We start from the raw sequence: 24,735 nt of genomic DNA, 5'->3' as shown, positions 1-24,735 counted from the left end.
CGCGGGCTCGGGCGGCATCGACTACCTGAGCGGGGTCGACGCGCTCGAACAGCGACCGCAGTGTCGCGTCCTCCCCGAACTGATGGCGCAGTGCGGCGATTGCCCTTGCCGCGTGCCTCCTCTCCTGTTGGGTGGGGTATGGATCGGCTGGAAGCGTGGATCCTTCCTCCCCTTCGGCGGTGCCGAAGGCCCAGCGGGAGTCGGGAGTTGGTTCGGGTGGGGCGGTCTCGTCGTCGGACGGGGACGTGCTGTAGCCGAAGTTGATCGCGACGGGGTCTGTGCGGTTGTCGCCTGCCGAGTTGTTCTTCTGTACGGACCGATTCTGTTCCGGCCCGGACCGGCTGCCGGATTCTATTGTGGAGATCGCGAGTGTGCGTGCAGCATCCACTATCTCGTCGGGTTCGATCCCGTGATCGATGGGTTGTGTCTGTCCCGAAGCCGGAGTCTCGGAACCGCGCCGAAACAGATCGATGAGGCGTCGCTGGCTCTCCGTGAGGCTGTCCAATGCAGCCCGGACATCCGACGTACGAGCGCGGGACAGTTCTTCGATGGCCGGGTCCCCCACTACGACGGTCCCGGCACGGATCAGGAAATCCTGGAAATCTTGCCAGAACTCGGCGATCTCGCGGTCGCCGGACACGGGCCGTCTCGAATCCTGCGGTGCGTCGTCGGAAGCGTGCTCGCGCATCCCTTCCAGCCGCGCGAGCACCCGTCGATACCCGTCCACGGACCCGTAGACCAGGAACAACGCCCGCAGTGCGCTGACGGTACGGATGTGCTCATCGAGTTCTGATCGGCTCCGGTCGATGGCCGCCCATTCGTACGGGTCGGCTTCGTTGTGGCGGTCGACGCCGGTGACATAGCGCTGCGAGATCGGGCTCGCACTCGGGTCGAGGGGCTTCTTCAAGGCGAACGCGTGGTCAATCCCGTAGTAGTGGTGTCCGTCGCGCAGGAGGTTGTCCGTTCGGTCCCAGTTGTCGACGACCACATCGAGGAAACCAAGCTCGCGCGTGTCCGGATGGTTCCGCAACATCTCCAGATCAGCAGCATCCAGGCTGGCAACGTTCGGAACGGCATCGCCCGGTAGCCGCGGCATCAGCACGGTATCTTCGCGGTCGTATGCGGGGATCACCGGCGGTACGGGTGCCCCGATCAGATAGCCGACAGCCGATACCAGGATCTCGGCGGCGCGCCACTTGGGCGTCAGCGAGCTCTTCTCGATAACCTGGAAACCGTTGGGATAGATGAGCAGTTCCGTGCGGCTGTTCTGGCTGTCGATATGGCGGGGGCGCGTTCGGGCGGGCGGTCCGGAGCGTTCGGCTTCATCAAGCAGCACGGCGAATTCGACGGCGGACATCCGGGAACCGGGCGCGGGTGGCGTAGTGGTTTCGGCTGGCAGCGGTGCCTCGGGCGGATCGTCGTGTGTGGAGTTGGGAATCCAATCACCTGCGTACTGGGCTGCGGTGGTGAATCCGTAGGGGAGGGTGGCCGGCACTTCGTGGCCGAAGTGGTAGTAGCCGAGTATGTCTCGTCCGGTGATTCCGCCGATGAGTTGGGCGGAGCGGTCGGGGTCGTCGCGGAGGAATGCGGCTTCGGGGCGTGCTGCGAAGACACGGCCGGTGGTGGACCAGCGGCGGGCGTGGTCGAGGTCGCGGTAGGCGGTGAGTGGGCCTTCTCCCTTCGGGAGGATGCCGGTGGTGAAGACTTCGGTTGGTGAGCTCCCGGGGTCGGGGATGTAGACGACTCCCGGGTCGGTGCTGTATTCGACCGGGAAGTGGTCGTGGTGGCGGGCGAGGATTGCGAGGTTCAGTTCGACATCGACGTTCCGGTCTGCCGCTGAGGGCATGGGGTCGGCGTTGTCGGGCAACCCGATTCGCTCCCGTGCGGTAGGTGCGGGCGCGGGTTTGCGGGCTGCCCATCCCGCCTCCGGCGTTGCGGCGAGAGTTTCGTCCGCAACCCATGCGGGTGACGGCGTTGTCTCGTCTGGTGCCGACTGGGGCGTTATGGGTTTCCTGGCTGCCCATCGCTCTTGCGAAATGTCCGGGACGGCAGCGCGGTCCCAGGTCCCCGAACGCAGTGCGTCGTGCACTCGCATCGCGATATCACCGTCGTGCCTTTGTCCGGACGGGAACGGTGTCGCTATGCCATCCATGCGTCGGTACTGCTCCCGCATCTGTTCGAGGCCGAGCAGTCGCACCGGATCCACCGCGGGGCCCAGTCGTTCGACTTCGGCCGTCCAGTCGGCGTATCGGCGGCTTCCGGCCCGGACGGTATCGGCCCACTCGGGCGCCGTGGTGAACAGGTCGTCGTCAAACAAGCCGGGCACGGCGCTGGGAGGCAGACCGGCCTTTTTCAGGCCCCATACGAATGCCACCATTCGGGAGAAGCGGCCGTTGAAGTCTTTGGCCCACGGGTGAATGGTGACCAATCGCTGTTGCAGCTCCGCGCAGATCAGGTAAGGATCGGCGCCCGGCTCTCGGATGGCCGCGTTGTACCAGCGGCACACCTGCTCCAGCGCGGCGCGCGTGCCTTCTGCACCGCCGAACGCCGGGTAGAGGAGCGCTCCGTGCTCGACTGTCTGCTCTTCCGGGCCCCGGAACGCGCGCAGCGGATCGGCCGCAATGGCTGCCAACTCTTCCTCGGTCGGTGCCACCTCCAACCGGCGTACCGTCGTCGCTCCGGGTCGGCCGGGGTGCAGGGGCTCGAGGACGACTCCATACGGACCGGGGCTGAATGGTCCGGGCACGTAGGTCAGCTGGGGGTTCTGCTCGACTGCGGTGATCTCGTCCGCGGTCAGCGGTGACCTCAGCCAACCGAAGCCGCCAGGGTCCACCCGGAACTTGCCGACCATCTCGGGATGATGCCGAACAGTAAGCCTGCGGTGGATCTCCAGCAGAAAATCAACGGTCAGATCCTGGTCGGCATCCTCCTCGAGGCACTTTTCGATGTAACGCCTGGCATCGAGCCAGCTCGCCCATCCTTCAGGGCCGTCGAAGATATCCTCCGGGCGTTCCTGGCCCGCGACGAGAGCGATCTCCCGGTAGGTGTCCTCCATGAACAGGCCGAGCTCGAGTGCGCGCTCGGCGTCGGTGCGTATGCCGAGTGCCCGTTCGAGCCGGCGGATCGCGTCCTGGATGTCATCGGCCTCACCAGTTGCCGACCTTTGCCCTATATCCCCGTCGGGGTCGAGGTCGATGGCGGCGGGGTCTGCGCGTCCGATGTGCTGGTCGCGGGGTGCGACGGCAGGGGGGGTATCGGGGGGTGCGATTCGAACCTCGAACCATGTGACGCGTTGCGCCGTAGCGTCGACAGAGTATGTGCCGCTGTCGTCGACGTCGATCGATTCCGTCAGATCATGGTTCGCGACGGCGTCGTCGGTGACTTCCACCCGCACCGGATGGGCCGGTCCGGTGACTGTTACGGCGATCTGTATCTCCGCGCGGCTGTGCTGCAGCGGCTCAGCAACTACCGTGCCGAGCGCGACTGCCACACGTGATATGTCTGCGGCGGTTCCCCATCCGAATTCGCTCAATCGGTCGACCAACCAGTCCACCGTGGGCTCGGTGCTCCGCATCCGAGCGGCCGCCGAGAATCGGGGTTGGCCGATATGCATGTCGGCTTGCCAGCCCCTGCCAGTCGGCCGCCAGTATGCCCGCGGCGACGTCATCCGCGTGGCAGAACGCGGGGGCGTCTCGGCATCCCCCTCGAAGCTCTCGTTGATCAACACCGCGGCACCGGAGCTGCGCTCGAGGAGAGCGGCATCGATCGTCGCGCGGATCAGACGAAAGGCATTGCCGGACAGGGCCGGATGGTTGTACATGACATAGGCGTCGATGAACCCGTCGTCGTGGACGACGTATCTGATCCGGCATTCCGCCGTCACGTCCCCGACTCGCACCTGGAGGTAAGGCAGGTCCAGGGTTTGCTCCACCTCGTCGTGCCATGCGGGTGTTTCGACCGTGTGCAGGGACAGCGAAGTCCGGGGACGGTGGTCGGTGCCCGCCTGCACGGCGAGTGTCGTCGATACGGTGGTGTCCGCACCGACCGCGAAGACGACGCCGGACATCTCGCCGTCAGGCCGTCCCGGCTCCAGATCGGCAAGCTCGTCGAATTCATCTACACCATGGACGACGACCGCGCCGGCCGACTCGGGTGGGGGTTCGTGCTGTGGCGGCTCGAGGGAGCGAGCGGCGCCGCCCTCGCGGGATGTGTCAGCCGGACCGGCGGTCTCGGCGTTGTCGGATGCGTCCGGTTCGTGGGGGTCGAGGTCGATGGCTACGGGGTCGATGCGGTTGTCCGATTTCCTTCCGGAGCGCGATGGGGCATCGCCCGAGTCGGGAGTTTCACCGGACCAGGGAATCTCCGTCGTCTCGAGCACGATGCGTTTCGAAATGGGGTTGTAGTAGCTGGCCGTGATCGGGAATACGGTTCCCGCTCGAAATACTGTCTCCATTTCGGTCGGCATCCTGCCGAATCTCGAGACATCTTTACCGGTTCGGCTGTCGATCCAGATCTCGACGTTGGCTGCTCTGGCTATGTAGGCCGGCACTCTGGATATGTCGCGAGAGGCTGCGAGGAATCCGGTGACAACTATCTTTCCTTTGGTAATCCATTCGTCGACGACGTTTTGCGGCAGGATCATGAGGCATACAACCGGTGCCTCGTAATTCGGCAACTTGGAAAGTGCGCTGTTGAGATCGCCTACTATGGACTCCAATCCTTCATAGGGGTTGTCCGGATCGTCGGCGCTGCGAATCAGGTCGTTCGTCTCATGACCGGCGACAGTGTAGAAATAGATTTGATTGAAATCGTGATGAGTGAGAACATTCACCTCCTCGGCATGCGTGGCCGTTCGAGCCATTGCCGACGGTGAAGTGTTCGACGGGGCGTTCGGGTAGAAACCGTCGAGCGTCATTTCGGGCGCACCCGAATCGACATTGAAGGAGATGAACTCGGCCGATTGTGTGAACTGTGACTGCTCGGTAGATGTCGACCCGGGTTCCGGAAAGGCCGCCATGATGTCGGGAATGCTTCCGCGCAACATACTGTCCAGGTCCAGGCGGAGCATCTCCTCGACGGTGAACCACCCGACTTTCCTGGTTTCCGCGACGGTCCCTCCCCTTATCGGGGCTGCTGGCGTCAGTTGATTCGGTAGATCCGCGGTATATATTATGTGGGTCCAATCATGGCCGGGGTGCCGGAATACGCGTTGGCCATTCAATGTCAACTGGTCGAGGTCGTCCTGTGTGGTAGCTGCTTCCTCGACCAGCTTGCGTGCCACGGTATTGACTGGTGTCTCTTTCGAACCTTTCGCTCCACCGGGAAGTTGCCAAACCCACTTGCCGGGTCCGAAGCCTCCGCCTCGCTCCACCAGGAAGAAACGCGAAATACCGCGATCATCGACATGCCTCAATGCAATCGCGGCCGCTCCGTACAACCCGACAGGCCCGTAGCCGTCGATGCATCCGTACCCTGGATCACCAATATCGTCCAGTACCCTCAAGAGTCGCTCCGCGGACTCGCCGGCTGCGGGCAGGCCTGGCGAGTTTCGGGAGTGGTCCGGTGTCGTTCGGGCGCGCTGCTGTGAAGTGGGATCTAGAGCCTCGGAGTCTTCGTCGCCGAGGTCGATGGCGACGGGGTCGATGTGGTTGCCGGATGATGTCGGCTTTGCGGGCTCGTGCGGGGTGCTATCCGGCTGGGGCGCTGTGGCCCCGCCCCCATTCGGCCCGTCGCGCAGCGATCGGTCGACGATTGCCAGTACCTGCTCGTCGGATTCGGGGAGCGGCGCGTCCGACAGCAGCGTGGCCAGCAGTCGCTTGCAGGCGAGGGCATCGTGCTGTTCTCCCGGCACGAACGGCGCGGGCCTTCCACCCATGCGGCGGTAGCGCTCTTGCGCACCGACGAGACCGAGCAGTGACACCGGATCCGCTGTACCCGCGGATTGGTCGACCTGGGCTACGAGCAGTCGGTACCGCAGGCTTCCCGCCTTGACCGTGTCCACCCAGTCGTCCCGCATGGTGAGGAGATCTTCGTCGAACTCCGGAATGGCGCTGGCGGGCTTCCCTTGCTTTTCGAGCGCCCAATTCAGCAGGATCCTGGACAGCCGGCCGTGATAGTCGCCCTTCCCGTGATGCCCGGAAATGCTCCACAGCTCCAGGTCTGCGGCTACTTCGTAGGGATCCTTGTCGGGATTACTCACTGCGGCGTTGAACCACTCGCACATCGCTGCCACGTCCGCGGCCGTCCCGTCCGGGCTGCCGAAATTCGGGTACAGGACGACCCCGTATTCTTGGGTCTCGAATGCGGGCAGGTATCCGAGCAATGGATCGTCATTGATGGCCGCGATCTCCGCCTCGGTCAACGGCGCATCCAGGACTCGAGCCCGGCGTGCTCCCGGCTTACCCTCCTCTGCCGGATAGAACACGACACCGTACGGGCCGGATTCGAACGGCCCAGGCACATAGGTGAGAAGACGGTTGGCACCGATTGCCGCACGCTCGTATTCGGATGCGGGCCACTGCAACGAGCCCCAGTTCCTGTTTTTCGAAAAACCGAACCTCCCTGCCGACTCCGGGTCCATCCGCTGCCCGAGCAGCTCATGCAATTTCAGAATGAACTCCACGCTCAGCTCGTCGCCGAGATGCTGTTTGGCGTAGTGGCGAGCTTCCAGCCAGCTCAGCCACTCATTACGTCCGAAGAGCAACTCGGGCCGATCCACACCCGCCGCGATGGCTACATTCCGGAATTTGTCCTCCATATACAACGTGAGCTCGAGTGTCCGCTCGGCATCGGTCTCGATGCCGAGCGCACGCTCCAGCTCACGTATTTCGGCGTCGAGCGCGGCGTCTTCTTCGGAAATCACGGGCGGCGCGGTCGCGTCGGGGGTCTTGTCCTGCTCGGCCGCCTGAATCTGCGCCGTCTTCTGCGGAGCCTGCAGCCAAGTTCGAGAACCGGGGGGCAGCAGCTCGGACAAGCTCGCCATGGCGCGGCGCTGGGCCATGGCGACGGCCCCGCGGCTCTTGCCCAGAAGGCTGGCCACCGCAGCGGTCGTGTGCCCCTCGATGAGCTTCTGGCGCAGGCATTCTCGCTGTAGATCCGGGAGTCTGTCGACACGCCGGGCCAACGCTCGCCGGTTATCACGTACAGCGTCCCTGACCTCGATCGGCAGCCAGTCGGCGTGCTCCAAGGCGGCCACGATCTCGGTTGCCGTCCGGCTCGCGCGAGGTCCCTCGGCCGACGGGTCAGGCGACTCGGCGTCGTCGATCGGTGTTGTGGGTTCGTGCTCGTCGCCGTCGCCGAGGTCGATCGCGACGGGGTCGGCGCTGTTGCCCGGGGTCGTTCCTGTGTGCGTCGACGGTTGTGCGGTGTCGGAGGCGGGGAAACCGTTCAGCGAGAGGGCCCGGACCACGGCGTCGCGCACCTCGGCGGACAGGTCCCGATCGGTCTCTGACAGACCCACCGCAGCGCGCACCCTCGCGGTGGCCTCTTCGAAGGCCGTGATGGTCCGCGCGTCTTGCTCCCCGAACACGTACCCGCGCACCGCGGCTTCGGTGTAGCTGCGCAACACCGCATTCTCGGCTCGGCGCAGTGATTCCCGGACGCTGCCCGACACACCCAGCGGCGCAGGGAGTCTGGCGATGACGGCAGCGATGACGTCATCTCGGCCAAGCCCGCCTCGGGCGAGTTCCGACAACAGCGGCAGCAGCCGATCCTCGGGGATGCGGCGCCACGCGTCGGTGATGGCCCGCCGAGCGGCCTCGGCAGCGGACAGCATCGAACGGCTGTTGTCGAGCAAGCGCTGGACCGTCCACTCGGAGTTCCGGCCGGAGTAGAACTTTCCCACCACATCGTCGACCTCGGCGCGGAGGCCGTGGAAGAATTCGCTGACAGCCACGTCCACGGCCACGCGCGAGGGCCGATCGGCGTCGAGATCCGCGAGCAGCGAACGGGCCGCCGCACGCAGCGCTTGGACGTAGCGATCATTCGCCCCGCGCAACAACCCTGACATTCGGCTGCGTTTCATCGGGACGATCTCGGCGAGTGTTCGGACATCGCTCTCGGTGAGGTCCGAGCGAGAGGTCAAATCCCGCAGCGTGGCAATCGTCTGGTCGTGCCGGAGCGCGGCATCCGGGCGGGCTGCCAGCCGGTCGTCCATGAGGGCGTCCAATTCCGCACGGATACGAAGCAGCACGGTCGGGTCGATCATTCCGGCGCTGTCGGCCAGTTGCCCGAATGCACTCTCCAGGTCGCGCATCTGGCTGATGACCTGCGTAACTTCCTGCTCGGGCTCGGGGGCCGGTGAGTGGTCCACCTCGTCGCTGTCGGCCGTTGTCCGGGGTGCAGCGACGGAGTCCACCAGCAGGTCGTAAATCAGCCGCACCGGCTCGTTGACACTGTCGCGGCCGTTGAGCACGACATCGACGAAGGCCTCGGCCAACGCCTCGGTCGGGTTGAAATAGCCGTTCTTGTCGAAGCTGTATACGGTCAGGTAGCGGTGCAGCCAGGCCGTGAACGCCGCGTAAGTATTCTCGCCCAGGCGATTTGCCTTGTAATGATCGAACAGCATCTCCTCGGCACGGTATCGAGCCTCCCGCCGTCCCGCGTAGTCGAGCATGTGACCGAACTCGTGCACGACGATCGCATACGCAGGACGGTCGGCCATGCTGGGATGGGCCTTCCCGGAGGCGATTCGGTCCTGCATCCACCGATGGAGTTCGTCCGGATTCGTGGCCAAGCCGGCGTTGAACGTCATCCATTCGGTTGTGACGGCACCGGTGATGGGATCGGTCTTCGACATCGTCCTCGCGCCCACCTTCGACGAGAGCTCGTCGATGTCGATGCTGCCGATATCGACCTGCGGGTGCTGCGTGGCCATGTCCACCAAAGCCCGGGCGATCTCACGGATAGTCTCCGGGTCGAGATCGGGCCGGTCGAATTCGTGGACCTCGACGTCGGGGTTGCCCGTCAGTCCGCGCAGTTCGTCGCGCAGCCAGACACCGACCTCCGCCGGGCTCAACCGCGATACTGCGTCCCCGCCGACGTCCTCGCTGTCGCCGAGGTCTATCGCGACGGGGTCGATGCGATTGCCGGATGGGGCCGGCTTCGCATCCGATGCATCGGATTGCGTTGTCCCCCTCGCGCTCGGCGGCATTGCGGTTTCCTCTTCGCTCAGGAAGCGAGCGAGGCGGAGGAAGATGGCTCGCTCCAGCTTCCGGACCGAATCGGCGGCGCGGTTGGTCGCCCATGCCGCCTGTTCGGTGGTGTGCGCCAGGCAGAAGCGGAGCACCAGCAGCTGCCGCTGTCTGGATGCGAGCCGATCGATGCCGTCCCGCAACAATTCCGGGTTATCGGCCAGCGTCACACGGATCACAGACGGCAGCTCGTCGGCAATTGTGCTGCGGCGCAGGGCTTCGACAATCTCCGCCGTGGTGGCCTCGCGAGTGGCCGGCAATCCTTGTTCGTCCCACAGGCGCCGGAGCCGACCGTTTACGGCGCGCTTGCTCATACCGAGGGCGACCCCGATCTCGCCGACCGTCCGACCCGCCGCGAACAGGCGGGCCACCTCGGCAGAGACGATGTTCCGGTCACCACGTGCGGGTGCTTCCGTGGCGGTGTGCTCGGGCAGTTCGTCCCGGCCGAGTACCGGTTCGGCGAGCTGCTCGGCCGTCGTCGTGGTGGCAGCGCTGGTCACCGGTTTACTGTTCGGCTCCGGCGACAGCGGTATTCGCGCGCTGACGCCACCCTCGGCGGCGAGCGCCACGGCCAGTTCGCGAGCCGCAGCCCACAGTGCAGGAGATTCATCGGCAGGATCATCCGGCTGGGTGGGCTGAATGCCGCGTGCTCGGCTCGGTATCGGTTGGAAGCGGTGCAGATGCCTGCGATCGTTGGTGGTGAGAGCGCTCAGGTGGTTTCGCACCTGTGTGGTGGTTGCCTCGGCCAGTACCTCGGCCAGCGGAGCGGTGAGGTCGGCACCGCGGGCCAGGAATCGCCGGATCCTACGCCAGAAATCGGCGGTGGCAGCGTGTTGCGCCACGACGTTCCTGGCGACGACATCGACGATCCATTCGTCGACTCCATGGTTGCCCAGTTGCGGGAGACGGGCGACGGCGGCCGCACAGACTTCGGGGAGGATCGCTGCAGCGCTGCGTTCGCCTATTGTCCTGGTTGCCCTGTGAAAAACCGTGTCGCCGAGGCGGTTACGGACCAAGTCTGCTGCCAGATCGGGTCGACCGTCTGCGACGTGCTGTTCGAGCAACCGGCGGAATTGTTCCGGTGGCATGTCGGCGGACCGGCCCAGGAGCTGGACCGGGTGTTTGCGGTGCAGGAACTCGGGCAGTTGGCGGCGGGCGGGGGTGGGCGTGCCCGTCTTGGTGCTCTTGAAGTAGGCGGCGAAGGCCTCTTCGAATGTGTCGTACGAGGGTTCCCATTTGTTTTCACCGTTTTCGTCACCCTCGTAGTTGCGGACGTGGAGGTCACGTTGTTTCCGGGCGCGTTTCGCTTCTGATGCGGTGCTCGCATCCGGGGTGGTGGCGGTGTCGATGAGGGTGTCGAAGATGAGGATTTGGCCTTCGACGTCGACGATGTAGTGGATGTGTCCGGCAACGGTGACAGCGGCACTGTCGATTTTGTTGCGTTTGTCGCGGATTTTTTCGACGGCTATGGCAATGGGGTCGAGCCCCCTGGTCTTCATCGGGCGGAGTTGGGCGCCGAGGGTCTCCTCGGTGATGCGCCAATTGTCTTCGGCCTTCCATCGCGGGTCGCTGTCGACGGGTTTCGGCGTGGTGTCGTCACCCAGTGCCCGGTGGACGCGGCTCATATGGATGGCGCAGTTGCCGATGACCTCCGGTGCGGGGGTGGGTGTATCCGGAGTTGCCTGCGTAGGCGAGCCAACGCTCGCTGTTGCCGGGATCTGCGTCGGCCCGATTGCGGTCTCGGTCCCGGCGGGGCGCTCGCGTCGTCCGAACCACCCACGGCCGCCTTTGCTGACGATCCGGTAGAAGACGCGGCCTTGTCTGACGAAGAGGACAACGCCGTACCCGGCCGCGGTGATTGCGCTGATGGTCGCCGCCAGCGCGGCAACCGTATCGCCGCTGTGCGCGTTCGCCGCGGCGCCGCCGATGAGGGCGCTGGCCACGAACAGGCCGGCACCGGCGGGGACATTCAAGATCCCGCCCTTCACACCTCCTACTCGACCTCGCATTTCCGAGGGGATGACCTTTTGCTCGTGTGTGCCGGCCCGGGCGAGCATGGTCCACATCACCATCGAGTCCACGAATGTCGCAGCCGCGATCATTGCGGGGTCGGTGGTCGCGGCCTGGAGCGCAAAGCCCCCCGCCATATTGGCCAGTGCAAGCGGGTAAAAGGTGGTGGTCTTTACGTTACGAGTCACCTTCGAAAGAACGCCGCTCATTATCCCACCTATGGCAGGCGCCGCGACCACGGCGCCTGCGGCCCAACCCAGGTCGGAGGCTTCCACTACGGTGGCGGTGCGGAAGCCCATCATTGCAAACGCGGCATTATTTATCGCGGAGATTGCGGTGTAGTCACGGAGGAACTTGTCGTCCCACAGTGTCCGTGCACCGGCGGCAATATCACGGAACAGGGACTGCGGCGCGCTGAAGGTCTGGGGCGGCAACGACAAGTTCTTTATGTTCACCCAATTCGTCAGATAGGAAAGGGTGTTCAGGCCGAATGGCGCCGCGGGCGCGATGCCGGCCAGGCCGGGACCCAGGGCCTGTCCGGTGACAGATGCCGTGGATCCGGTGACGTTCCTCAGGTCGTTGCCTGTTTGCTTCTGCGCATCGGTGACTAGAAGGTCCCCGTTCACTGCTTGAAATGCGCGGAAATAGTAGGTCGCCGCAGTACCCTCGACCAGTGATGCCGCGGCCACCGTAAGGGCGAGATTCGGCGCATCGAAAAGGATCAAACCGGTGGTGGCGGCGGCAGCCACCGCGCCGATCGCTTGGGCCCGGAGCATTATTTTTCGCCGATCGGAACGGTCGGCGGTGCGGCCGGCCAGTGGCTCGGCGCCCTTCGCGAGCCACCCCGCGGCGGCGGCTATGGCGGCTGCCGCCGGTGATTGGCCCGCGTTCATCAGCGCGTAGGGCGCGGCAGTCGTTGCGAGGCTGGTGCCGAAAATGTTGCCGACCTCCGCCGGGAGATACCATCTGCCCAGCAGCAAATGTGCGAACGGTTTGTTGACTACGAGCAGCTCTCGCGTCGACAACGACTTCTCGGCGGGCGGATCGGTCGGTTGCTGTGGTGTGGCGGGCCCCTCAGCGGGCTCGTTGCCCGCTGGCTCGTCCGGATCGTCGAGGTCGATCGCGACGGGGTCGACGCGATTGCCGGATGGGGCCGGCTTCGCATCCGGGGTCGCGGATTGCGCTGTTGGCTCTGCTGCGACGACCACTGCCGACCGGTTCAGAATGACCCAGACGTCGGCGGCGCCTTCCTCGCGTACGTAGTAGGCGTCGTAGCCGCGGACGGCGGCGTATCGGCCTGCGTCCGACAGGATTTCACGCTTTATGGCGAGGTCCCCGCGGCGGGCACGCACTTCGGAACTCTGTTCGCGTGCGGCCAGCGTCTGCTCTTCCTCGTCGAGGGCAGAAATTTCCGCATCCATCTCCTCTTGCAGCCGGGAGAAGTCGATCGTTCGTGCACTCCGCGGCAGCGCCATCCGGATGACACCGCCGGATCGGTCGTCGGAATAGCCGAGCGCGATTTCGCTGTCGGTGCTCGCATAGATTCCGATGCCGAAGGACGAACTTCCGGGGATACCCGTGAGATATCGACCCGACCTGAGCTCTACGGCATAACGTGGGTCGCGGACGCCGCGGAACAACTCGTGATCACCTGCAGCAACAAGGGCATCGATTTCCTCGGGCGTGGCATGCATTGGCAGAGAGTCGAATCCCTGCGCTCGCGCGATGTGCAGCATGGCCGGATCTTCAATCGGATCGTCCTCGCTCCTCGGCGGATCGACGATCTCGGACTTTGCCATCCGATAGTCCAACTGAGGAAGCAGATCCCGGCCACGACCAGCCCGCGCACCCGCGCCTGTGCGGGCTGACACGTCCGTTTCGGGGCGCGCTGATTTGTCGGTCTGCGGTGTCTGATCGGTGGTCTCGGTCGGCCCGGCCGGATTGCGCGGGGCGGCCGCGGCAGTGCTGCCGGCGTGGCGGGCTCGGATTGCTGGATCCAGCTCGTTGCGCCCCTCGATGCCGAATTTGGCGTCGATCGACGTGGCTTGCTTCTGCACCGCCCACGGCGTTATTTTCACGACCTCTTTCGGAGTGCTGCCTGTGTTCCGCGCGGTCTCGGCGAGGGACGCTCTGTCCTTCCAAGGTGTAGAGCCGTCTGTTCGAGGCTCCGATGCGGCCGGACCGGGCCGAGCAGTGGACGGAGATTCGGATGGGTGCCACGGTGTCCGTGCCGGCTGCCGGTTTCTATCACTAGGCTCGGCATGCGGAGGGCGGTCGGGCAGCCGCCTGGGGCCGAACTGTTCGATGATCGTGCGGTACATCGACTCCGAGTCGTCGCCCAACCGCACGCCCGCCATCTCCAAGCCCCGCACGATCTCGTACACCGTGTGCTGGTGGGGAAGCATGAAAGCGATCAACGCCGCAATGAAATCGTGCCGGGAGACGCCCGGCGGGCGCAGCCAGTCGAAGCGGGCGAGCATCCGGGTGGCGGTGCCGGAAATGCCGGCGTTCGACGGGATTTCCTGCTCGGCCAGCCTGCGGATGTCGTCGTTGTTCTCGTCGGGGGCGACGTAGATGTATCCCGGTCGCCACGGGAGCTGGATGACCCGTTCGGAGTGGTCGAGGGCGAAGGCCTCCTCGGGACCGACTGTGCCCTCATCGTGATAGACGCGGATCGATGCGATGCGGCAACCTTTCTCATCGACGATTCGATGTCCGCGTGGGTCGAGCAGGTAGGTGGGCGCGACATAGGCGACAGAGTTGTCGTGTTCTCTCAGCTGGGCTTCCAACCGGGAGGTATCGACGCGGCCGTCCGCGAGACGTGGGATCGCCACGCCGTCCTCGAGTTCGAGTTTGCTGATCCGCAGCACTCTCCGCTCCGGCAGCGCGGCGAATTCGCGCAGCGATAGCGGCATGCCCAGCGCGGCGGCATCCCGGGAAGTGGGAGTGAGACGTGGCACGTCGGAATTTCGTTCGGGGAATGCCAGCTTTCGTCGCTCGTACTCCGCGAACGCCCGATCGGCGGCGTCGCCGTGCCTCCGCACGTACTTGACCGAGGCGAGGTCTTTCCAGGTGACCGGTTCTCCGGGCTGCTTGTCCTCGAGAACGGCCGCGCGAACCGCCTCCAGTGCGTCGAAGTCCAGCCCCAGCTCGCCCGCTTTGCTCCGTCGCCACGCCTCCGTCTGATTCATGTACCGGGCGATGCCCTGGTCCAACGTCAGCCCCGCGCTTGCTTCCCCCAGCTCGGCGTTGCGGATCATTGCGTTGAGCATGGCCGACAACAGTTCGCGCAGGTTTCCGTCGCGCTTCAGTTCGTCCATCGGCACCGACGGCAGCACCATACCGCCCCACCGAGGTTTCGCGGACGCGTCGAAGACTGCTCGGATCCGCTCGTCCCTGACCGCCGCGGGCAGATCCTCGAGCACGTCCTCGAACAGGCCCCTGATCACCGTCTCCAGTCGGTCCAGCACCGCCACCACCGCAGCCTTGACCTCGGGCTGACCGTAGAGGTACCGGGCCAGCTCCGCCTCCTGGACTCGATGCAGGAGAGGACCGGGCCGTGAAACGCTCACATTGAGCGCTGCGGTTCCCGGCGGTGTCTCGCTCTGTGCGGGTCGAGCCCACGGGGTGGCGCCGGGCGTCGCGGTGCCCTGCGCTGATTGCTCCGCCAGTCCAGCGGCGCGCGACCGTTGGGGTGTGACGGGCGGAGGTTCGTCGGGGCCGTCGAGATCGATGGCGACGGTGTCCGGTCTCCGGGGTGCGCTCGCGGGCCCGTCGTGGTCCGTCGCCGTATTCGCGGGGGTGTCGATGTTCGCGGCCGACAGGAACCCCGCTGCGGCGGTTACGTCGTCGGCTGTGCCCGCTTCGATGCCTGCCCGTACCAGTGCGCGCGTGACGGCGCCGAGATCGCCCGGGGTCTGGGCGAGCAACCGCCGGACGATGTCTGCGATGGGTTCGGGGTCGTCCGGGCTGATCGGTTCCCACACGCCGTCCGTCAGCACCAGGACGACACCTTCGCCGCGTACATTTCGGGCCTTCTCGCGCGGCTTCAGCCCGTTCAGAGACCGGCCCAGGCTGTGGGTGAGACCCGGGCCGCCGATCGGCGAGTGTTCGGCTTCTTCACGAGTGGTGTCGTCTAAGACATCCAGAACGTCCTGGACCTTCGAGTCGTCCCTGGTCAGCTGTATCGGAGGGCCGCCGTCCAGTGGAATCCAGTACGCCCGGCTGTCGCCTACCCAGTCGACGGTGAGCCGTCCCGACTCCATCAACGCGACCACGATCGTGGTGGCGGGCGGCTTGTCTGTGGGAGACTCCGGGGGCAAGGCGAGTACCGCCTCCTGGGCGGCGGCCACGGCACCCTCGACTACGGCCACTGGATCGATCCGGCCGTCTCGGTCGGCCTGCCGCAGCGCCGCCACCACGAATTCGTGAGCGGCTGCTTTGGCGGCCGCAGAGGCGCGGTGACCGCCCTTCGGCCTGGAGCGACCGTCGTTCACGATGAGTGCGGTGGCCACTTCGCCACCGACATTCATTCTGATCAGGGCGAAGGCATCCTCGTTGATCGCGTGCCGACCCTGATCGCTCGCTGCCGCAACGGAACCCAGATCTTCCACCGTCAGGTTCTCTTCGACATAGCGCCGCGGTGCGGTTTCATCGGAGTCGCGGGGTTCCTCGACATGGTGCCCCCGGGGGTGTTCCGATCCGGGCTGCGCTGCGCGGTCCGCTGCGGCCCGATCGCGCGACGCTGACCCGCCGGGATCGGATGCCGCGGGCTCGGTGAGATCGTGCTGCCGGGGCTGGGTTTGTGCGATGTAGTCGGGTTGTCCGTCCGCACCGGGCCAGACGACGGGTGCGCCGGGTTGCGCCGCCGGAGGAGTGGCCGTCGCGTGATTCTGCGGCTCGCCCAGCATCTCCGCGATGTTGCGGACCGCATGGTCGGCCATGCCGTAGTCCTCGGCGGCTTGCGCGAGTCGTCGTTCTCGATCGGTCGCCCCAACAAGGGCAGCGGCGGCATTGTCGCGAATCTCCGCCGCCGCCAACAGCTCTGAGATCGCGCGGAAATGATCGATCAGGAACGCGAGGCGCTCCCGGCCTATCCGTGCTGTATCCCACTGCCCCGCGAAGGCCAGCAGTTCCTCCAGCTCCTCCAGCCATTGCGACATATCCCGCAGCGCGCCATAGCGCCGCGTGGCCTCGGCAAGCTGTTCTTGGTCGGTGGTACTTTCCGCATCGACCGCTGCCGCCGCAGCCATCATCTCCGCAAAGATCCTTTCGGCCACCTCGCGCAGCCGCTCCGTCTCCCCGGGCCGGAGGTGGTCCGTGGGCCGGGTCAGTATGGGTGTGTCGGCGTGCGTCCGGCGGGTTTGCTCCCAGACCTCCGCGACGGCGGCGAGAGCTACACCCAGCCGGGCCTCCGCGGCGGCGTGCCGGGACTGCAGGACGGCCGAGGTCCCTTCTTGCAGGCCCCGCTCGTAGGCGGCGGTCGCCTCGGCGGCTTCGTCCGCGCATGCCAACCACGTCGATACCTGGTGTGCGAACTGCTCGAGCAACCGCAGCCGATCCGCCGGGATCTGCGCATCCGGCTCGCGCCGCGCGGCCGACAACTCATCGATCAGGGCGAGTGCGCGATTCAGCACGGGATCGTGCGAAACGTCCGCTGTGCCATCCAGTCTCGCAGCGACCGCAACGCGAAGTGCCCGCAACTGGTCGGTGTCACGGGATTCCGCGTGGTGAACCTGCAGTGCGTCGGGTGCGGGGGTGGTGTCCGGCGTTTCCGGCGCGTCGGGATCGTTGTCGAGGTTGATGGCGACGGGGTGGTGCCGTCCATTTTCCGGCGTCGACTGCCCGGCCGGGACAGCGGCTGTCAGTGTGGTGTCCGGGCTCGCAGGCGAATTTGGCGGCATGATGCCGGGCGCGCCGCGCTGAAATCCTGTGTATCGCCCGTCGGTTCGCATGAAAGCCATCTCGATCGAGGGCTCGTCACCGCGAGCACGCTGATGCCAGGGCAGCGTCAGTCGAGTGCCGCGTTCGCGCATCGTGGTCGTCACGTCGCGGCCCGTTCCCCCGTCCAGGTAGCGAATGAGGCCGTGGTCATTGACAACGTTCACAACATGCCGAAACGGGTTGAGATTGTCGTCCCACTCCGTGCGGTCGATGAAGGCGACGATGCCGCGAGCGAGATGACCGGAATCGAGCAGCTCACGTTCGAAGCCGGCGAGGCTGCGGACAGTTCGCAGCGATGTCGAGTAGTGGGCTTCGAGAAAAGGCACGTGGATGTGTCCAGCGGAGTCACGGGTGATGATTCGGCCCCTCGACGGTGCCGCGACAAGGCCGGTTCTGCCGTCGAGCCTGAGATCGACGACTATCGCGCATTCCGCGCAGTTGTCCCAACCGTGCGCCGGGTTCACGTCGTGGACCAGATTGAGGAGTGGGTCGGCGTTCCCCCGCCGTGCGGAATCAAGGCCCAGGGCGTCCTCGGTCAGTTGGACTATCGACCGGAAGAGCCACTGATTGTTGGACACCAGTCCCGGGTGTTCCGCGATATCGCGCAGCTCGGATAAGGGATCCCGGCTCGCCGGGGCCACCCACGGGGTTATCGGATCTGTCAGCGACAGCAGTCGAACCAGCTCGTTGTCCAGGTGAGTGCGCCTGGCGTCCAACCGCTTTCGCTCTCCGGTTGTCAAGGTTCGCGTCTGCGCTTCGCGCACGTCGCGTTCATAAACTATTCGCTGCCCGATCCATCTAGGAAGCTCGCTCAATACGAAGCCTCCGGCCGCTCGGCTGCGAGCCCGCTCGCTCATCCCGCGCCATTCGCGTTGGACCAGTTCCATCACATGCCATACCAGGTCCGATTGGTCCAGTACCCGCTGGTCGGCTTCCAAATAGTTCGCCAGGCGCGCACGCGCCTTGTCCGGCGTTGTGTGGACGCCCACGTCCTCCTGCCCGGGACCGGCCGCCGATGGTTGCCGGTTCGGTTGCGGTTCGGGTTGTGCGGAGGGTGAGTTGGACGGTTCGTCGGGGGCGAGGTCGATGGCGGTGGGGTCGGGTCCACGGGGTTCCGTCGGCCGAGTGCCTTCCGGCTGATCTGCACGGCGAGCGGCATTCGCCTTGTGCTCCCGATGTTGGCCGCGGACTAGTTCGGCGTCGTCGAGGAGACGGGACTTCTGCCGGTACTCCTCGACCAGCGGGAGTGCGCGCGCCTGGCTGGGGTTCAGCTTGCCCTCTCGCTCGAGCTGCAGCAGTGCCCCCAGCAACCTGTCCACCGCTGCTGCGGTCGATAGATCCGCGCGGCCCTTGCTGAGGTCGAGGAGTTGTCGTCGCAGTGCCCCGACTTCCTGTCGCAACGTCCGCAGTTTCCCCTGATCAGCGACCAGTTCCTGGATTGTCGGCAGGGGGACCGGGTCGTGATCGTTCCGGTCCGTCGGCGCCCGGTATGTGGAAGACGGTGGGTTGGTCGCGGCGGCCGTCGTGGCGGATTCGGTATCGCCGGACCTGCCTCGGATGGGGTTGTCGGTGCCTTCGAAGTTGGCGTTGTCGGGTGGGGCGAGGGGAGTGAGGGTGCCTTTGAGGCCATCGGTGTCGGTGTCGGTGGTGAAGTAGGCGACGAAGGCGCGGTTGATGGTGGGGTAGGACTGTGTCCACTTATCCCGGGTGCGGACCCTGGCGACGTGCTTGCCGGGGACGTGCGGGTGGGCGGGGTCGGTGGCGGAGGGTTGGGCGATGTTGGTGTCGAAGATGATGGCTTGGCCGTTCAGCTGCGTGACGTAGTAGCTGTGGGCATTGCCCTGATCGTCCTCGATGACGAAAACGGCGCTGTGGATCTCGTTGTCGGGTTCGAGGATCGCGTCGACGTACTGCGCGAGGGGGTCGTTGTCGGGATTGTCCCAGGTCTCGGGTACGGCGATTTTGTGGATGCCGGTGCCCAGGCCGGCGACGAGTTCGCGCCATGCTGTCGCGTCCTTGTGCGGTATGCGCGCATCGACGAGGCCGTCCGCCTCGGCCATGCGGACGGATTGGGCTACGCAGTGGCGGATGTAGTCGGGGACAGGCCCGGCCTCGGCCGGTTGCTCTTCGGATGCCTCCTGTCCTTCGACGGCGTTGCGAAGGAACCGGCCAGTCGTCGTGTATCGTGTGGCGGCGGGCTTCTTGGATCCGAGTTCGCTATGGGCCGTGGCGATTTCGCCGTCTGGCGGCGTCTGCCAGTGTTCGACGGACTGTTCGATGGTGTTCTTGCCATTGGCGAAGGTGAGACGTCGGACCGCCACAGTGCTTTCGGCGATCATGATTTGAGTTCCGCGGCCGCCTTCGCGCTCCCACGCTTGCTCGTCGTCGGTCCAGGGCGGCAGTTTCGCGGCGGTTCCCGGTGCGAGCTCGTTGGTGACGGTGATGTGTACGTCGCCGGTGGCCGATACCGAGAGGTCGAGGACTTCTTCGGGTGCGAGACCGTGGTCGGCGGCGTTGCTGTGGAGGTGCTTCTTGGCGTTGGTGACCAGTTCGCTGACCGCTCGCAGTATCGGCGCGACCTCGTTGCGGGACAGCCACGGAAGCCGTTGTTCGACGGCGGTTCGCGTACGTCCGACCTCGGGCTGATAGCGGGGAACTTCGTCCTCGTCCCCGAACATCTCCAGCATGCGGGCGAGATCGAGTTCGTCCGCAGAGGCGGGGGCGGGTGGCCGGGCGGCGCGTTCGACGGGCCGGGGTGTCGGGTCCAGGTGCCAGTCGACTTCGACGTAGCTGTGATCGCCGGTGATGTCGGTGAGATGGACGTGCAGTTCACTGCGGGTGAGTTCGGCGGTGACCGTGATGGTGCCGATTCCCCATCGGACCGATGCGCTGACAGCATCGGCGATGTCGCGGATGTAGTCGGGGTTCGCCCAGCCGTCCAGCAAGGTGGTGAGTTGTTGCGCTACGAGTTCGGCCGCGGTGGTGTCACCAGCGGTGATATCGGTGAGTTGAATACGTGACGGTGCCCTGTTCGGAGTTTCCGATTCGGGCGATTCGGAGGTGTCCGGTGTGGGTTCGGTATCGTCGAAGTTGATGGCGACAGGATCGATGCGGGGGCCGCGTGGCCTCTCCCGCTCCCGGACGTCGCCACCCGGTGGGTTTGGATCGCGTTCAGCGAATGCGGCCTGAAGTTTTGGCACGGCCACACCGAGGATATGCTCGACTTGCTCAGGTGAGATTCCCAAACGTTTCGCCACCCGTGTCACAGGGAGATCTTCGTAAAGGCGCAGGCGTATTGCGTGTTCCGCGAGTTCGGGATCGGGCAGATCTGATAGCGCTTGCCGTAGCCTGCCTGAAAAGACCTTGGAAAACGGCTGAATCGCGGCCAGGCGTTGATCGAGAATCGCGCGTGCCTCGGAGACTTTCGACAGTTCGAGGTTCAGCGATATCGCGATCTCAGTGTCGGGGACCGAATCCGGATTGTCGAAGGTCCGGAGGTAAGTCTCCACCCGGACGACGAGTTTCCGGGTGGTCTCGTCCATATCTGGAAATCGGTGCTCGAAATAGTCGTCCTTGCAGGCGCCTCGGGCAGTCGCCCATGCGAGATCGGAGAAATCGTCCACCGGGGCGAAGTTCAGAATGGCGATAAATATGTCGCTGGCAGCCCGGCTCCCATCCGATTCGTCCCAGCCCGCAGCCGCCGCACGGGCAATCCACGCGTATTCCTCAAATATTTCCGCATGGATCTCGTCTTCCTCGCGAGATCCTCGCCGCGTGGCGATCAGATCCCAGAACCGGCGCTGTATTGCCGGATTGGCCACAGTCGCACCCGGGCGTGCATAGAAGCGTCGCAGTGCCTTGACAAGTACATCGTTGGAAAATCCCAGGTTGTCCCGCAAATTCCGAAGCACGATGACTCGTGGCTTCGACAGGCCCCGCTCCATCCGGGAAATTGTCGATGTGCCTGTTTCGGCCTGCTCGCCGAACTTTGCTTGCGTCATCCTGAAATGTCGCCGCAGTGCTTTCAGCCATTGATCGATCGACGCATAACGCGGATCATCGGGGTCCGGCAGCATTCGCGGCACGGATGCTGCGGGCGGAAATAGTTTGCGTAGCTCTTTCTGTCGTCGACCCGGTGTGATTTCCTCCGCTCGGGTGTCGACTGCGGTGATAGCCATAGCCACCATCTCAGAACGCGTCTTGGCGCCGAGTAGGTGGCGAATATCCCTGAAATATTCGCCTACTGCTGCGGGAGTTCTTCCGATGAGTTTCGCAATCTCCGGATCGGCCTTACCTTCTGCCGCAAGCTCGATCAGTGCGATATCTCTCGGCGTCAGCTCGGCCGCAGCCGATCCGTCGTACGGTCCTTCGATAATTCCTCTGCGTAACGCATATGCTACTACTGCGGGGCCCCGGCCCGGTATTTCGAACCGCTTGGCTACCTGGGCCAGTTGTTTCTCGGCTGTTCTGGGCGGTGCATGCCAGCGCTCGTCTATCGCGCTGCTGACCCAGCCTTTCGCGAGTAGGTGCAGCAGTTCTATCTGCTGTTCCGTGATATCGAAATTTGCTGTGTCGCCCGCATGGCGCTCAGTCATTTCAGGCCGTGATGCAAGTACGATGCCTGCCTGTGCTGCGCTGTCCAACAGGTCGCTGCGGAATTCGATCCCGAGCTTGTGTGCGATTTGGAGCCAGCGCGCGACAACGTTCGTCTCGGATATCTTCCAGCGCTCCGCGATTTCGGTGTCGGTATTTCCCGCCACCGCCATCTGGAACAATTCCTTCTCGGTCTCTGTGAGAGCGCGGTAGAGTTTTTTATCCCCCACCGTCATGGTGTGCGGTGTGCGTGTGGCCGAGTCCGGGCGGGGGGCCTCGGGGAACCAGTGATGTGCTGCATCGAGTGCCGATTCGCGAACGTTGAGGTTCATGAGACGGGCGATCAGTAGAAAGTGTCCGGCGACGCGGGGTGTCGAAATCCCCCAACGCTCCGCGATCTCCTCATTGGACAGGCCCGACGCGGCAAGTCCGAGCAATTGGACCTGCAAGCCGTTCAGCTCCGCCACGCCAACCCGGGTCGTCGAGTGCCTCCCACGTTCAGCGGCAACGGCGAGTACGAATGTTTGGACAGCGGACCACACCGCGCGGTCCTGCGCCTGGCGATTGCCCTGGGGCAGCGACTGCGCGGCATCGCCGGACCAGAAGCGGCCGAGCCTCGCGCGCTGCGTGGCATTCAGTGCCTCCAGAGCCCGTTGCAGCTCCGACGTCGTCGCCTCGGCCAGCGGTTGCCGGAGTTCTTCCGCGCCTCCGGCTTCAGTGAAGACCTGCTGGATACGTTGCCGGAACTGCGCAAACTCGGCGTGTTTGGGCATGAGGTTGCGCGCAATGAATACCACCCATGCCTCGACGTTCCGGTCAGGAATCTGAGCGAGACGGTCGACACTCGCCGCGAATGCTTCGTCTGTGATTTCCTGCGCCACTCGGGGTTCGGCAAAGGCTCTTGAAATCCACCGAAACACCTTGTCGCCGAACTCGTGCCGCAGCACAGCGATAGCATCATCCCGGCGACCCTGTGCGACGTATCGCTCGAGCAACTGCCGCATCGCGGTTCTGGGCACATGTGCATGTGCGCCGGGCGATCCCAGCCCAGCCCCTGATGGGGTGCTTGCCGGATGGATCGGTTCATGGGCGCTGCTGTCGCGTGATTCCTCTTTCTCGAGGTCCCGGACGCTGGGGTCCTCGGAGTCCCCGAGGTCGATAGCGACAGGGTCGATTGGGTTGCCGGGCGTGGATGGGTGCCGGCTGTCGGTGTCCGCGGGGGGGTGCGGTGGTTGATCGGTGATGTTGCCGAGGTGGATCTGCGGCACGTCGGATGTGCCGGTGCCGAATCGGGCAGCGGCATCGTTCCCGGACTGGTTGCGCTGGGAGTTCGCCGGGCTGCCGACATTCAGATCAATTCCTCTGCGTCGCGCCACCTCCAACATTTCCGCCCATTGATTGGTGCCCAGTTTCGCCGCGATCGAACGCATGGCGGTCCCGATCTCGCGGCGCGACAGTGAAAGCAGCGTTGTGATCTCGCGATGGGGGCGGCCCTCCGCCACGAGGCTGAGTACAGCGATTTCGCGATCGGAAAGCTCGGGATATCCTGTGTCGGAAGATGATTGGTTGACACCCGTCGAAGGTACGTGGGCTGCCGTATCGGTATTCGATTGTCTGGTGCCGGTGGCTGCCGGGGCATCCGGGAGCGTCGAGTCGTCGGCTCCGTGCGGCGCGTCCGCGACTCGCAGCAGAACGTTCTTCTCCAGGCGCGTCAACGATTGGATGCCCCCGCCGTGGCGGAGGCTGTCCGCTGCCTCCAGAAACTTCGAACGACGGTTGTGTTCGGCCTGGTCGAGGTTCCGCCGCAGCTCGGTGACGCTCAGGCCGGCAATCCGACGGTACCGAGGATCCGATTCGGCGATGCCATCGGTGCGCATCACTGCAAGAATCTCGGCACGGAGAGGGTGGAACCACCTGTGCTCCACTAGTTTTCGCGCGGTTTCCAGCAATCGGTCGGCGATATCGCCGTCCCGGTCCATCTCCGAGAATCGGAATACCTCGTCATTGATCTCCAAAGCCAACTGCACGGCGCGCGCCTGCCGTGGGCTTCGTGTACCGCCTGCCACCGTCGGTACTCCGAGCAGAGACAGCACGTACCGGAAGGTGTCGAGCCCGTACTGATCCCGCAGATCTGCCGAGGTTGCGGGCGGGGCAGTGTCGGGTACGGGGGGTGTCGGCTCCAGCTCCGCGTTCGACACTGGCGGCGACGAGGCTGTCTCGGTAGGACCGGTTGCGGGGGCTTCTCCGACTGTGTCGGTACCGGGCAAAATACCGGCATGGATGGCGACGGCTACCGTCTGCGGCCGGTTGCGGGTGCCGAGTTTCTCGCGGATACGGGCGAGAGCCTTGTCCACAGCGCTCGAGGACATGTCGAGGTCCTCCGCGATATCGGCGTTCGTATCGCCGTGTGCGATGCGGGTGAGCAAGTCGATTTCGGCGGTGGTCAACTCGGGCGCTTCCACAGCCCTGTCCGTGCGCGGAAGGAGTCCGGCGCGGATGGCGACGGCCACCATCGCTGCCCGGTTGTGCACGCGGAGCTTGCGGCAAACACGCATTAGGTAGTCGTCCACGGTGAGAGAGGACAGGCCCAGCGCCTGCGCGATGTCTTTGCTGGTCTCACCGTTCGCGATCCGAGTGACCACGTTGGTTTCGTAATCGGCCAGCCATATGCGGCCGGTGCCCGGGACGGCGTCGGCAGGGTCGGCGAGCGGGAGGTCGCCGGTTCTTGCGGCGGCAGCCAGGATTCCAGGACGGTTGCGAGCGCCCAGTTTCCGGCCGACTCGACCCACCAACTGGTCCACGCTTCTCGGAGAGATCTCGAGGTCTTGAGCGATGTCGTCGCTGGTGTCTCCGTTCGCGATCCGCCCGAGTACGTGGATTTCGCGACTGGTCAGTTGGAGATCTTCGCGACCGGATGCCTCGCCGTCGGCGCGGGGACTGCCAGGGAGGATGCCTGTGCTCAGTGCGATGTACACCGCTTCCGCCCGGGTGCGGGCAC

The 24,735-nt window shown here is 65.0% G+C and carries 1 protein-coding gene (only partly in view); it reads right to left on the bottom strand.

Every position in this 24,735-nt window falls within one protein-coding gene, locus tag IU459_RS14660, for a LuxR C-terminal-related transcriptional regulator (protein ID WP_195130061.1), read on the bottom strand. The gene is 51,030 nt long; 12,236 of those nucleotides lie to the left of the window and 14,059 to its right, leaving coding positions 14,060-38,794 in view — codons 4,687 (partial) to 12,932 (partial); reading right to left, the first codon wholly in view occupies positions 24,731 to 24,733. Both codon boundaries (start and stop) fall beyond the window edges.

The organism is Nocardia amamiensis (assembly GCF_015477605.1).
Lineage (GTDB): Bacteria > Actinomycetota > Actinomycetes > Mycobacteriales > Mycobacteriaceae > Nocardia > Nocardia amamiensis_A.
The sequence above is the reverse complement of the archived record's forward strand: the minus strand, read 5'-3'. Positions and strand labels throughout refer to the sequence as shown.